This is a genomic window from Pedococcus soli (assembly GCF_054782575.1).
In genome coordinates this window covers 455,121-468,414 of sequence record NZ_BAAGSF010000001.1, presented here as the reverse complement: position 1 = coordinate 468,414, position 13,294 = coordinate 455,121, and the positions used below count along the sequence as shown (strand labels likewise).

The window sequence follows — 13,294 nt, the reverse complement described above, 5'->3', positions numbered from 1 at the left end:
CAAGGGACTCGGCCAACTCCGCCGAGCGGGTCACGGCCCTCCGTCCGGGGTGGGACTCAGAGCCAGTCGACCTCAGCGGTGGTCCGGCCGTCGGCCAGCCGCGCGTACCCCGGACCCCGGTCGAAGAACGCCTCCGCCTCGGGGCGGGCCGCCCTCAGCTCCGCGCGCAGCGCGTCGGACGAGGCCGCGTCGACCACCGGCTCGTCCTTCGAACCCGTCGCGACCACGCCGTAGTCACGACGCGCGCCCTCGAACGAGACCTTCCCCCACCGAAGGTCGCGCTCGACGTCCTCGTAGGGGCGCTCCAGCGGGTCGCCCCAGCCACCGCCGCCGGTGGTGCGGATGCGGACCACCTGCCCTGCCCTGATCGGCTCGGCATCGGCCAGCGCGTCGACCTCGCGCTCGTCGGGGCCGCCGAGGTCGACAGTGACGTTGAACGACATACCGGCCTTGCCGCCCTTGACCCCCCAGCAGGCGAGGATCGAGCGGTCGGCGATGGACATGAAGTGGGCGTCCTTGAGCAGCCGGATCTGCTTCTCGTACCCGAGGCCGCCGCGGTAGCGCCCGGCGCCGCCGGAGTCGACGGCGAGGCCGAGCCGCTCGACGATGAAGGGGAACCGGCTCTCGGTGAACTCGGTCGGGAGGTTGCGCGAGTCGGGGACGACGTGGATCGTGTCCTCGCCGTCGCCGTAGTAGCGCCCACCCGAGCCGCCACCGAGGACCTCGCGCATGAGGTAGTCGTTGCCGTCACGGTCCTTGCCGTAGACGCCGGTGTAGCGGATCGTCTCCTGGTCGGCGGGCATCTTGCCGTCCACGGCCTTGGCGACCACACCGGCCAGCACCCCGAGCAGCCGCAGGATGACGAACGTCCGGGCGTTGGTGGGGGCCGGGAAGATGGGTGTCAGCAACGTGCCCTTGTCGGGGAAGCGCATCTCGATCAGCGGCACCACGCCCTCGTTCACGTCGAGCTCGGCCATCCGCTCCGGGGTGTCGGCGAGGTTGCGCAGGATCGGAGCGAGCCACTTCTTCAGGAAGTTGCCGCCGACGTAGTCGCCGCAGTGGTTGATCGGTCCCTTGGCCTGGGGTGCGGTGCCGGTGAAGTCGATGATGAGGCGCGGGCCGGCAGGGCGACCGTTCTCGGGGTCGGCGGGCGCATCGCTCACCTTGGTCAGCGTGATCCGCTGGGTGTGCAGCCGGGGCTCGTCGACGCCGTCGTGCTCGGCGTAGTCCTCCCAGACGTAGGTGCCGTCGGGGATCTTCGACAGGATCTCGCGACGGTACGTCTCCGTCGTCGCGTCGAGGATGGCGTCGAACGCCGCCTCCACGTCGGCCCGCCCGTACCGCGCGAACAGCTCGCCGAGACGTCGCGCGCCCATGAGGCAGGCCGAGCACTCGGCGTCGAGGTCGGCCGCGAGGGAGTCGGGCATCCGCGAGTTGCGGGTCATGATCCGCAGGGCTGCCTTGTTCGGGACTCCCTTGTCCCACAGCTTGATCGGCGGAACCGCAAGCCCCTCCTCGTGCACGCTCGTCGCGTTGCTCGGCATCGAGCCAGGGACCGCGCCACCGATGTCGTCGTGGTGGCCGAACGCCTGGACGAATGCCACGACCTCGCCGTCAGCGAACACCGGCACCGTCACGCAGAGGTCCGGCAGGTGGCCGATGCCCCCCTCGGACTCGTAGACGTCGTTGTGGAAGAAGACATCACCCTCGGCCATCTCGTCCAACGGGAAGTCGCGCACGATCGGGTGCACCAGCGCGGAGTACGACCGACCCGTGAGCTTGCGCAGCTGCCGGTCGTGGATGCCGGCCCGGAAGTCGTGCGCGTCGCGGATCATGGGGGAACGGCTGGTGCGCGCGATCGAGGTCTCCACCTCCATCTCGACGCTGGCCAGGGTGCCCTGGACGATCTCGACCAGGATGGGGTCGACGGTGCTTCCGAGCGGGGTGAGCCGCCCACCGTGCTCGTATGCCGTGGGCAGGCCAGCAGGGTTCATCGGTCGCCTCCGGTGGTGGCACGGGTGATCACGAGGTTGCCGATCGCGTCGACACGGACGGTGAAGCCGGGGTGGACCGGGACCGTGGAGCCGAACTCCTCGACGATCGCGGGTCCGTCGAACGTGTCGCCGGCCCGCAGGTCCGGTCGCCAGATGACCGGGGTGACGACATGGCCTTCGTCCGCGTCGAAGCAGACCGGTCGTTGCAGGCGTTGCGCGGCCGCGTCATCCTCAGCTGAGCGGGTGGGGAGGTCGCGCAGCTGCGGTCGGGTGATCGGGCCGACGCCCGTCACGCGCAGGTTCACCCACTCGACCTGCTGGGTCGGGTCGTCGCGGAAGTCGTAGCCGTACAACGCGCGGTGCTCGGTGTGGAAGCGGTCGGCGACTGCGGCGGCATACGCGGCGTCGACGGTGCCGTCCGGTGCGGTCACGCGGACCTCGAACGCCTGGCCGAAGTAGCGCAGGTCCACGGTGCGGGTGTACCGGTGCGCCGAACGCGGGAAGCCTTCTCCGTCAAGGGCGTTCGCGGCCCGGTCGGTGAGCGAGTCGAACGTCTTCTGGACCGCTGCGTGGTCGAGGGCGTCGTGCCGGGCTACAGCGGTCTGCACGTAGTCGTTCTTCACGTCGACGGTGAGCAGGCCGAACGCCGAGACGTTGCCGGGATTCTGCGGGACGACGACCCCTGCGAGGTCGAGGATGTCGACGAGGCGGCAGGCCAGCAGCGAGCCCGAACCCCCGAACGTCGTCAGCATGAAGTCGCGCACGTCCAGACCGCGCTTGACCGACACCTGGCGCAGCGCGTTGGCCTGGTTCCACGCGGAGATCTCCAGGATGCCGGTGGCGCACCGCACCGGGTCCAGCCCCAGGCGTCCGGCCAGCTCGTCGATCCCCCGGCGGGCGGCGTCGACGTCCAGTGCGATCTCGCCCCCGAGCAGGTGCGGGGGGATCCGGCCCAGGACGACGTGGGCGTCCGTGATCGTCGGCTCGGTGCCCCCCTTGGCATAGCAGAGAGGCCCCGGGTCGGCGCCGGCCGACTGGGGCCCCACCTTGAGCGTTCCCTCCGGGGTGACCCAGGCGATGGAGCCGCCGCCGGCACCGACGGTGACGACGTCGATCATGGGGATCTTGCTGGGGTACGCGCCGATCGTGCCCTCGGTCGTGAGGGTGGGCTCGCCGTCGAGGACGACGCTCACGTCGGTGGACGTGCCACCGCCGTCGCAGGTCAGCACCTTCGGGAACCCGGCCCGCTGGGCGATGAGCCCGGCGCCGAGCGCGCCTGCAGCCGGTCCCGAGAGCACCGTCGTGATCGGCTGGTTGACGACCTCGTCGGCCGACAGCACGCCGCCGTTGGACTTCATGATGGAGAAGGCCACGCCGGGCGCGATCTGGTCGAGCCTGGAGTGGATGTTGGCGACGTAGCGCGACACCTTCGGCTTCACCGCCGCGTCGACGAGCGTGGTCATGGAGCGCTCGTACTCGCGGTACTCGCGCAGCACCTCGCTCGAGATGGAGACGACCGCGTCGGGGTGCTCGCGGCGCAGCACCTCACGGACGGCCAGCTCGTGGCTGTCGTCGGCGTACGAGTGCAGCAGGCAGACGCCGATGGTCGTGATTCCGCGGTCCCTGAACCAACGGGCAGCCGCGACCGCAGACTCCTCATCGAAGGGGCGGATCTCGTTGCCCTCGAAGTCGATCCGACCGCCAACCGTCCGGACGAGGTCGACCGGGACGATGCGTGGGGGCTTCACCCAGAAGTAGGAGTTGCCGTAGCCGTCGGGGACGGCCTGCCGGGCGATCTCCAGGATGAACTCGTAGCCCTCGGTCGTGATGAACCCCAGCGACTCGACCTTGCCCTCGAGCAGCTGGTTGGTCGCGACGGTCGTGCCGTGGCAGACCGCGGTGATGTCGCTCCCGCTCGCCTCCATGAGGCCGAGCACCTTGTGGACGCCGGTGATGAACCCGTCAGCGGGGTTCGCCGGGGTCGACGGTGTCTTGGTGGTGACGAGCTCGCCGGAGTCCTCGTCGAAGGCCACGACGTCGGTGAACGTGCCGCCCGTGTCGATGCCGATCCGGATGCGTCGAGTGGGCTGTGTCGTCACGGGACGATTCAACCGAGCCGTGGGAGTCGATGCGTTGGCACAAGTTGCCAACCACCGTGCTCAGGACTGTGCAGGCAGGGCGGGACCGCGCACGGCGGTGTGAACCGGGTCCGGTCCGTGCAGCGGCACCTCGCGCCAGCCCAGCACCACGGTGCCGTCGGGGCGCGTGCGGACCTGCACCGAGTGGGGGGTCTCGATGAGCCGCAGGTCGGCGGCGAACGTCCCGTCCTCCTGCCACCCGCCGGCGCCCATGACCGGCAGCTCGGCCCCCTGGACCGCAAGCAACGACTCGACCCACTCACCGTCGCCCACCGCCAACGGCACCTTGGTGCCGTCGTGCTCCAGGACCAGCTCGTATGCCGCGCCGGCGCGCGTGAGGCTCACCGCGGCATACGCCTCGGGGAGGGTGCTGTCGGGGGACCTGGTCCAGGACGCCTCCTCCGGACCGGCGCCCGTCGACGCGAGGGTGGGGACGCGCAGGCCCTCGAGCCGCTCGACGAGCTCGGCGTCGGCAGCGGCGTCGCCTCGGCGGTCGACGGCCGGCAGCAGGTGCTCCCAGACGACGTCGAGGACGGCCTGCATGTCGACGGCCTCGGAGGTGATGGCGATGGCGATGTCCTGCTCGGGCAGGACGATCGCGTACTGGCCGTAGGCGCCGTCGCCGCGGTAGCCGTGGCGGGCGATCCAGAAGGAGCAGCCGTAGCCCTGGGCCCAGTCGGGGTTGGGGTCGGCCTCCGTGTTCGGCAGGCCGGTCGGCGCGGTGGCCCGCGCGACCCACTCGGGGGAGAGCAGCGGCTCGCCCAGCCAGGCACCGTGGTCGAGGTGGGTCTGGGCCAGGGCGAGGATCGCCTCGGTGCCGACGTGGATTCCGGAGAAGGCGAGCTCGCGACCTGTGGCGGTGCGGTGCCAGCGGACGCCGCAGGCGCCCAGCGGGTTTAGCAGGCGCGGCCGCGCGAACTCGAGCAGCCCTTCCCCGGTGACGGCCCGGACCACGGCACCGGCGAGATAGGTCGCGACCTGGTTGTAGGCCCACACCGTGCCGGGCTCCTGCTCCGGGGGCGCAGCGAGGATGGCGCCGAGGACCGGGTCCGTGCCGTCCCCGGCGGGGGTGTGGGCGGCCCGCAGGACGGCAGGGGTCCAGGCATCGACCTCGTGGCCCGTCGCCATGGTCAGGCAGTGGCCGAGGGTGAGGCGCGCGAAGCGTTCGTGGACCTCCGCACCGGCCGGGATCTCGGAGGCCGGGATGAGGTCGAACACCTTGTCGTCCAAGGAGACCCGACCCGCGTCGACGAGCAACCCGACGGTGGCGGCCGTGAACGACTTGCTCAGGGAGTAGACGAGCTGGTTGCGCTCGGCGGCGTAGGGCGCCCACCAGCCGCGGGCGATGACGTGGCCGTGCCTGGCGATGAGGAGGCTGTGCGGGTCGTGCCCACCGGCCTCGAGGGCGTCGACGAGGGCGAGGACGCCGCGGGCGTCGACGTGCTGGGCAGAGGGCGAGCTGGTCGGCAGGGGCACTCGTCGAGGCTAACCCGCGGACGCCCCCTGCGCTTTGGGTGCCCAGGCGGACGGATTTCCGACCGTCGGGGCACCCAAAGCGAGAGGTGGGTCAGGCGTCGGCGCCGAACCGGCCCCGGTGGTCGAGCGGGATCAACGGCTTCTCTCCGCGGACCTTGAGCTGTTGCACCGCCCAGGTGTTGCCGTCCGGGTCGGCGAACCCGAAGAACGTCCCGCCGTCACGCTCGTCGAACACCGTCACCTCGCTGCACTCGACACCACGGCTGACGAGCTCCTCGCGCGCGGCGTCCGCATCCGCGACGACGAGCTGCAGGCCGCGCATCGAGCCCGCCGCCATCTCCTGCTGGGAGGGAAGGGTGCCGACGACGATCGAGCAGCCAGACCCGCGAGGCGTCAGCTGGGCGACGTCCATGTGCTCGTTCGTGGTGCGGTGGTCGAGGTCGAAGCCGACCTTGTCGCGGTAGAACTCCACCGCCGAGTCCAGGTCACTCACGGGCAGGATGACGACTTCCAGGGTCCAGTCCATGCCGGGCAGTCTGCCGCGAGTCAGCGGCAGGCGAAAGGATCTCGCCCCCCGCGCTTTGGGTGCCCAGAGGGGCGGAATTCCGACCGTCTGGGCACCCAAAGTCGGGGTGGAGGGCGGGGTGGCGGGCGGGGTCGGGGCGGGGGTGGAGTGCCGGGCGGACGCTCGCCGTCAGTGGGGGAACGAGGACTGCGCGGGGCGTTCGAGGTCGTCGCGGTGGTTGCGGATGAGGTCGAGGTTGCGGTCGCGCAGGTGGTCGAACCCCTGGCCGATGTTCGAGCCCGGCGTCAACGACCCGAGCGCCGTCGACGGGTCGAGCAGGGCCGAGACCCAGCCCTCGTGGGAGGCGGCCTTGGCGACGATGTGGCCGACGGGCGTGACGATGTGGGAGTTGCCGAAGTAGAGGACGCCGGCCGCGTCGACGCCGGTGGCGTTGGCCCCGACGACGAAGACGTGGTTGTCGTAGGCCCGGGCCCGCGACGTGAGCTCCCAGATGTCGGCGGACCGGAGCAGGGCGGAGGGACGCAGGATGACCTCGGCGCCCTGGACGGCCTGGATCCGCGAGAGCTCCGGGTAGTCGCCGTCGAAGCAGACGATCATGCCGATCTTCCCGAGCGGGGAGTCGACGACCGTGACCGTGTCGCCGGGCGTGACCCAGCCGCCGCCGTCGACGTGCTCGGTGCAGAACGGGTGGGTCTTGCGGTAGACGCCGACCACGTCGCCACTCGGGTCGATGAGCACCGAGGCGTTGTAGACGGTCCCGCGCTCGGTGCCGCGTTCGTAGGTGCCCAGGCAGACGTGCACGCCGAGGTCGCGGGCGACCTGCTGCACGGGTTCGGTCACGGGTCCAGGGACCTCGGAGACCAGGTCCCACAGCTCCTCGGTCGAGCAGTCGGGCGTGAACCCGGTCGTCGCCGTCTCGGGCAGCACGACGAGCTCGGCACCGGTGGCGTCGACGCAGCGGCGGGTGAAGTCGACGCACTTGTCGAGGTTCTTGCGGACGACCTCCGGCGACAGCGGCCCGGCGACCGGTGCGATCTGGACGGCCGCGGCGGTGAATGCGCGCATCAGTGTCGCCTCCCTAGGTTCCACCCGACGATAACCCCGGCGAGGGCCACCGCCCCACCCGCGAGCACGCCATACGCCCAGTCGCGGTTGCCGGCCACCGACGAGCCGGGCCGTCCCAGGGAGGCGGCGGGGGTCGCAGCGACGCCCGCGTAGACCGGCGAACCGGCCGGTGCGCCGGGCGCGCGGGTGAGCACGGGGGACTCGATGGGCTCGGGGCGGACCCCGGCGATGTCGGCGTCGACGGCGGCGAAGAACTGGCCGGCCATCTTGCGGGTCACACCGGCGAGCATCCGCTGACCCACCCCGCCGATCACACCGCCCACGGCCGCGTCCGCGTCGTACGAGAGGTCGGTGCCTCCTCCGGCTGCCGCGACGAGCCGCACGACCACGTCGGCGTCGACCGTGCCCGGTCCGCCGGCACCGGTCGCCTTCATCGTGAACTGGCCCGGAGGCTGCGGGTCCTTGAGCGCGACGCGACCGTCGTACGTGCCCTTGATCGCCGCGACCCCTGCCGTGACGGTCATGGCGTACTCGTCCTCGCCGACCTGGGTCAGCGACTCGCACCCGGGGAGGCACCTGGCCAGGACGGCCGGGTCGTGGAAGGCGTCCCACACCTGCTGCGGGCTGGAGGTCAGGGCGGCCGTGCCGGAGATCTTCATCAGGACTTCCTCGTCGTGGGGCCGGTCAGGTCGTCGGGCTGCGCGGAGCCACCGGAGGGGTATGGCGCGCGGTCGCGCAGGGAGGGGATCTCGCCGGCCGCGTGGCGCTGGCGCAGCTCCCAGAGCTCGACCGGTGAGATCGGCATCGAGGTGATCGCGAAGCCCTCGGCGTCGGAGACGGCCGACGCGATCACGGCGCTGACCGGGATGCAGCCGGCCTCGCCGGCACCCTTGATCCCCAACGGGTTCAGCGGCGACGGCGTCTCGAGGTGGTCGGTCTCGATGTGGGGGATCTCGGAGGCGTACGGCATGAGGAAGTCCATGAACGACGCGTTGAGCAGCTGCCCCGACTCGTCGTAGACCATCCGTTCGTAGAGCGCGCCGCCCACGCCCTGGGCGACACCGCCGTGGACCTGTCCCTCGACGATCATCGGGTTGATCATCGTGCCGCAGTCGTGGATGACGCAGTAGCGCAGGATGCGAATCTCGGCGGTGACCGGGTCGGTCTCGACGATCGCCGCGTGCATGCCGTTGGCGAACGTCGCCTGCGTCGGGGAGTAGAAGTCGCGACCCTCCAGGCCGGGTTCGTCGTCGTCCGCCACGGGAGGCTTGTCGGGGTCGTTGCTGCCGGCGAACTGGGTCGCCGCCTTCGCCGCCTCGTCGAAGGCGTAGCGCAGCGGGTTGCTCATCACCGACACCGTGCCGAGCGACATCGCGGTGTCGGGCGCGCCCTTGACGCGGATGATGCCGTCGACGATCTCGAGGTCGTCGGCCGACACCTCGAGCGCGTCGGCCGCGATCCGCAGCGCCTTCGCCCGCACGTTGCGGGCAGCGAGGGCGATCGCGTTGCCGCTCATCACCGCCGCCCGGGACGCGAAAGTGCCGACGGCGTAGGGCATCCGGCGCGTGTCACCCGTCGTGACGAACACGTCCTCGATCGGCACCCCGAGCTCCTGCGCCACCACCTGCGCGAACGCCGTCTCGTGTCCCTGGCCCTGCGACGTGAGTCCGGTGGACACGTTGACCCGGCCGCTGGTCTCGATCTGGATGTGACCGCCCTCGTAGGGGCCGACGCCGGTTCCCTCGACGTAGCAACCGATCCCGAGGCCCACCTTGCGGCCCTCGACCTGCGCCCGCTCGCGGTACTCGGCGAAGTCGTCCCACCCGACGAGCGCCTTGAGCTTGTCCAGCGACGCGGGGAAGTCGCCGGAGTCGTACTTCAGCGGACGGCCGTCCTGGAACAGCAGGCCATGGTCGAACGGCATCTCGCTCGGCTGGATGAAGTTGCGCGACCGCACCTCGGCCCGGTCCAGCCCGAGCTCGTCGGCGATCGCGTCCATGGTGCGCTCCATGGCGAAGCACCCCTGCGGCCGGCCCGCGCCGCGGTACGGCGTGACGAGGACGGTGTTCGTGTAGAGCGACCAGAACTCGCAGCGGTAAGTCCCCGGCTTGTAGGGGCCGAGCAGCTGGGTGGAGGTGATGATCGGGACGATGATCCCGTATGGCGTGTACGCCCCGTTGTCGTGCCAGAACTTCACGTCCAGTCCGAGGAGCCGGCCGTCGTCGTCGAAGCCGACCCGCACCTGCTGGAGCTGGCCTCGTTCGTGCGCCGAGGAGATGAAGTGCTCGCGGCGGTCCTCGACCCACTTCACCTCGACCCCGAGGGTCTTCGCGACCCAGGGGACGAGGACCTCCTCGGGCCACGGGTGGTTGATCTTGACCCCGAACCCACCACCCACGTCGGGGGCGATGCACTCGACCTTGGCGAGCGGCATACCGAGCTTGGCGGCGACGGCTGCGCGCACCCCGGTGGAGGTCTGGGTGGAGGAGTAGATGCGCAGCTCGTCGCGGTCGGCGTCCCAGCGGGCGTAGACCCCCTTGCCCTCCATGGGCATGCAGGCGCTGCGCTCGATGGCGAGGTCCAGCTCGAGCACGTGCGGCGCGCCGGCGATGGCGGCCTCGACGTCACCGACCTCCTGGAGCATGTGGGCCGCGATGTTGCCGGGGACGTCGTCGTGGACGAGCAGGTCGGCGGTGCGGGCGGCCTCGATGCCGACGACCGGGGGGAGGGTCTCGTAGTCGACCCTGATGCGGGCGCAGGCGTCCTCGGCGAGGTAGCGGTCCCGGGCCACCACCATGACGACGGGCTCGCCGACGTGGTTGACCTCGTCCTTGGCGAGGGCGTGCTGCGTGCGGCCGTGCGTCAGGGTGGGGTGGGGGATGAGCAGGGGCAGGGGTTCGCCGACCCTGCCGGGGAGGTCCTCGTGGGTGTAGATCGCGACGAGGCCGTCGACGTCGAGCGCTTCGGTGACGTCGATGTCGACGACCTTCGCGTGGGCGTGCGGGCTGCGGACGAAGGCGGCAGCGAGGGCGCCGCGGCCGAGGTCGTCGAGGAACTTGCCCCCGCCGGTCACCAGGCGTGGGTCCTCGCGCCGCCTGATGGGGGCGCCGAACATCTGGGTGGTCACGAACCGGCCGCCTTGATCTCGGCAGCGCGCAGGACGGACTTGACGATGTTCTGGTAGCCGGTGCAGCGGCACAGGTTCCCCGAGATCGCCTCGCGGGCCTCGTCCTGCGTCGGGTCGGGGTTCTCCTCGAGGTAGGCCGTGATCGTCGTGACGAAGCCGGGCGTGCAGAAGCCGCACTGCAGGCCGTGGCACTCGGTGAACGCCTGCTGCACCGGGCCCATGGCGTCGATGGTGCCGAGGCCCTCGATGGTGGTGACCGCATGGGCCTGGGCGCTCACCGCGAACATCAGGCACGCGCGCACCGGGGCGCCGTCGACCAGGACGGTGCAGGCGCCACAGACCCCGTGCTCGCACCCGACGTGGGTGCCGGTGAGGCCGAGGTCGTGCCGCAGGAAGTCGGACAGCAACCGTCGGGCCGGCACCCGGGCGTGACGCGGGACGTCGTTGACCGTGACGGTGACGTCGAGCAGCTCCTCGGGGACGGGCTCGCTCATGCGGCGGATCCTCCTGCGCTGGAAGCGATCGAGTCGCTGGCGGCCTCGGCCAGGGTGAGGTGGGCGAGTCGGGTGGCGAGCATGGTGCGGTACTCCGCCGTGGCGTGGATGTCGGCCTCCGGTGAGAGGTGGTCGCGGATCAGGTCGTCGCACAGGGACCAGTCGATCCCCTCGGGGGACTGGCCCTGGACGGCCTCTGTCACGTCGACCACGCCGGGAACCTCGGTGACGGACACGAACGACAGCCTCGCCGACGTGACCACCCCGTCCGCCACGGCGACCGAGGCGGCCGCTCCGGCGATGGCGTAGTCGCCGTGCCGACGGGCGCGTTCGGCGAACGCCGTCCCGGTGGCAGCAGGCAGTCTCGGGAAGCGCACAGCCACTGCCAGCTCGTCGGGTTCCAGGGACGTCTCGAGGGCGCCGAGGAAGAAGTCGTGCCAAGGGATCTCGCGCGCCCCGGCAGGCCCGACGGCCTCGACCACGCCACCGGTCAGCGCGAGGATGGCCGGCATCTCGCCTGCAGCGTCCGCGTGGGCGATGGACCCCACCGTGGTCCCGCGGTTGCGGATGGCCGGGTGGGCCACGTGCCGCAGGGCGCGGCGCAGCAGCGGCGACGCGGCATACGCGCCCTCGTGGGCCTCGAGTCCTGCGTGCCGCACCAGGGCCCCGACCCGGACCACCTCGTCGGTGACGGTGACGGCGTCGAGGCCGGTCACGCGGTTGATGTCGACGAGGTGGGCCGGGGAGGCCAGCCGCATGTTGAGGATCGGGATCAGGCTCTGCCCACCGGCGAGGACCTTCCCGTCGTGGCCCACCCGCCCGAGCACCGCGACGGCCTCCTCGACGGTGCGAGGTGCGTGGTGCACGAACGGAGCGGGCTTCACGGACTGATCCTGCCTGTTCGGTGGGCGGGTGGGAAGGACGGGTCAGCGGCGAGGTCGGAGGTCGTCCTCACCGTCGCCATACGTCTCCCTGCCCACGGTGAGCACCGAGCCCTCTGCCTTCGCGCGCAGGTCGGAGGGGGCCAGGGACTTGGCGAGGTGGTACGCGCCGACGGCGACGATCGTGCCGAGGGCGATGCCGCTGAGCGAGAAGTCGTCGGTGAACTTCAGCGAGACGTTGCCGATGCCGATGACGATGCCGGCCGCGACCGGGACGAGGTTGATCGGGTTGCCGAAGTCGACACCGTTCTCCTTCCAGATCTTGGCGCCGAGCAGGCCGATCATGCCGTAGAGGACCACGGTGATCCCGCCGAGGACGCCACCGGGGGTGGAGGCGACGAGGGCGCCGAACTTCGGTGAGAGACCGAACAGGATGGCCACGACCGCGGCGACGTAGTAGGCCGCTGTCGAGTAGACGCGCGTGGCGGCCATGACACCGATGTTCTCGGCGTACGTCGTCGTGGGGGAGCCGCCGACCGAGGAGGCGAGCACCGTGCCGATGCCGTCCGCGGCGATGGCGCGACCCATGACGGGGTCGAGGTCGGTCTTGGTCATCTCGGCGACCGCCTTGACGTGGCCGGTGTTCTCGGCGATCAGGGCGATGACGGCCGGGAGGACGAGCAGGATCGCGGCGACCGAGAAGCTCGGCGCGTGCCAGCCGACGACCTCCTTGCCGGCGACGAGCTCGGTGTGGGGCGGGAACCCGATCCAGTCGGCAGCCTTGACGCCGTCGAAGTTGGTGCGGAAGTGGGTCGTGATCTTGCCGGCGCCCGCGTCGTAGGCGGTGATCTGGCCGAAGGCCTTGTCGAAGATCCACGAGAGGACGTAGCCGAAGATCAGTGCGAGGAAGATGGCGATGCGGCCGACGAAGCCACGGACGGCCACCGCGCACACGATGGTGAACACCATGACGAGCAGGGCGACCCACTGGTCCTGGGGCCAGTAGATCGTGGCCACCACCGGGGCGAGGTTGAACCCGATGAGCATGACCACCGCACCGGTGACGACCGGCGGCAGCACCTTGTGCACCACCCGTGAGCCGGCGAAGTGGATGAGCACGCCGACGAGGGCGAGGACGACACCGGCGACGAGGATCGCCCCGGTCACCTCGGCCGAGTCGCCGCCCTGCGCGCGGATCGCCGCGACACCGCCGACGAAGGACGCCGAGGTGCCGAGGTAGGACGGCACCTTGCCCTGGACGATGAGCAGGAACGCGATCGTCGCGATGCCGCTCATCATGATCGCCAGCTGGGCGTTGAGGCCCATGATCAGGGGGAAGACGAACGTCGCCCCGAACATCGCGACGACGTGCTGGGCGCCGAGCCCGATGGTCTTGCCCCAGGAGAGCCGCTCGTCGGGGGCGACGACGTCGTCGGGCCCCATCGTGCGACCGTCACCGTGAAGTTTCCAGCCCAATGCCATGAGGACTCCTTGTCGACTGCCGCGCCGGGTGGGGGGAGGGAGCAGCGCTGCCCCAGGTCGAACGTCACGCGGTGCGGCGACCCTACGACCCGGGCACCCCGGGACATGCGA

10 protein-coding genes are annotated in these 13,294 nt (G+C 71.0%); all 10 read right to left on the bottom strand.

Translation table 11 applies throughout. The features are described from left to right. Window positions 1-56 precede the first annotated feature (56 nt). Window positions 57-1,994: a hydantoinase B/oxoprolinase family protein gene (locus ACYVKF_RS02025; protein ID WP_460964482.1), complete on the bottom strand. Its 1,938-nt coding sequence runs from the start codon at window positions 1,992-1,994 to the stop codon at window positions 57-59. Then, a complete protein-coding gene (locus ACYVKF_RS02020; protein WP_460964480.1) occupies window positions 1,991-4,093 on the bottom strand; it encodes a hydantoinase/oxoprolinase family protein in 2,103 nt (700 codons plus the stop codon). The genes ACYVKF_RS02025 and ACYVKF_RS02020 overlap by 4 nt, the downstream gene beginning before the upstream one ends. A 60-nt stretch (window positions 4,094-4,153) precedes the next feature. Further along, window positions 4,154-5,608 (bottom strand): serine hydrolase domain-containing protein, encoded by a 1,455-nt coding sequence (locus tag ACYVKF_RS02015; RefSeq protein WP_460964478.1) that lies wholly within the window; start codon window positions 5,606-5,608, stop codon window positions 4,154-4,156. A gap of 91 nt (window positions 5,609-5,699) precedes the next feature. Next, window positions 5,700-6,134: a VOC family protein gene (locus ACYVKF_RS02010; protein WP_460964476.1), complete on the bottom strand. Its 435-nt coding sequence runs from the start codon at window positions 6,132-6,134 to the stop codon at window positions 5,700-5,702. 168 nt (window positions 6,135-6,302) lie between these two features. After that, entirely contained in the window at window positions 6,303-7,199 is an 897-nt protein-coding gene (locus ACYVKF_RS02005; protein WP_460964474.1) for a carbon-nitrogen hydrolase family protein, read from the bottom strand. Further along, window positions 7,199-7,858 (bottom strand): SRPBCC family protein, encoded by a 660-nt coding sequence (locus ACYVKF_RS02000; protein ID WP_460964472.1) that lies wholly within the window; start codon window positions 7,856-7,858, stop codon window positions 7,199-7,201. The genes ACYVKF_RS02005 and ACYVKF_RS02000 overlap by 1 nt, the downstream gene beginning before the upstream one ends. Further along, window positions 7,858-10,326 (bottom strand): aerobic carbon-monoxide dehydrogenase large subunit, encoded by a 2,469-nt coding sequence (gene cutA / locus ACYVKF_RS01995; protein ID WP_460964470.1) that lies wholly within the window; start codon window positions 10,324-10,326, stop codon window positions 7,858-7,860. Before cutA ends, ACYVKF_RS02000 begins: the two co-directional genes overlap by 1 nt. Next, complete coding sequence (locus ACYVKF_RS01990) at window positions 10,323-10,820, bottom strand: (2Fe-2S)-binding protein (RefSeq protein ID WP_056916711.1); 498 nt, start codon at window positions 10,818-10,820, stop codon at window positions 10,323-10,325. The genes cutA and ACYVKF_RS01990 overlap by 4 nt, the downstream gene beginning before the upstream one ends. Then, window positions 10,817-11,704, bottom strand: coding sequence for an FAD binding domain-containing protein (locus ACYVKF_RS01985; protein WP_056916712.1), 888 nt, complete (start codon window positions 11,702-11,704; stop codon window positions 10,817-10,819). The genes ACYVKF_RS01990 and ACYVKF_RS01985 overlap by 4 nt, the downstream gene beginning before the upstream one ends. A 42-nt stretch (window positions 11,705-11,746) precedes the next feature. Next, window positions 11,747-13,183, bottom strand: coding sequence for a uracil-xanthine permease family protein (locus ACYVKF_RS01980; protein WP_056916713.1), 1,437 nt, complete (start codon window positions 13,181-13,183; stop codon window positions 11,747-11,749). Window positions 13,184-13,294: the final 111 nt, after the last annotated feature.

What these genes read in the sequence shown, in the direction of transcription:
- ACYVKF_RS02025 (WP_460964482.1), bottom strand. Translation starts at nt 1,994, where the DNA reads ATGAACCCTGCTGGCCTGCCCACGGCATACGAGCACGGTGGGCGGCTC.
- ACYVKF_RS02010 (WP_460964476.1), bottom strand. Translation starts at nt 6,134, where the DNA reads ATGGACTGGACCCTGGAAGTCGTCATCCTGCCCGTGAGTGACCTGGAC.
- ACYVKF_RS02005 (WP_460964474.1), bottom strand. Translation starts at nt 7,199, where the DNA reads ATGCGCGCATTCACCGCCGCGGCCGTCCAGATCGCACCGGTCGCCGGG.
- ACYVKF_RS02000 (WP_460964472.1), bottom strand. Translation starts at nt 7,858, where the DNA reads ATGAAGATCTCCGGCACGGCCGCCCTGACCTCCAGCCCGCAGCAGGTG.
- ACYVKF_RS01990 (WP_056916711.1), bottom strand. Translation starts at nt 10,820, where the DNA reads ATGAGCGAGCCCGTCCCCGAGGAGCTGCTCGACGTCACCGTCACGGTC.
- ACYVKF_RS01980 (WP_056916713.1), bottom strand. Translation starts at nt 13,183, where the DNA reads ATGGCATTGGGCTGGAAACTTCACGGTGACGGTCGCACGATGGGGCCC.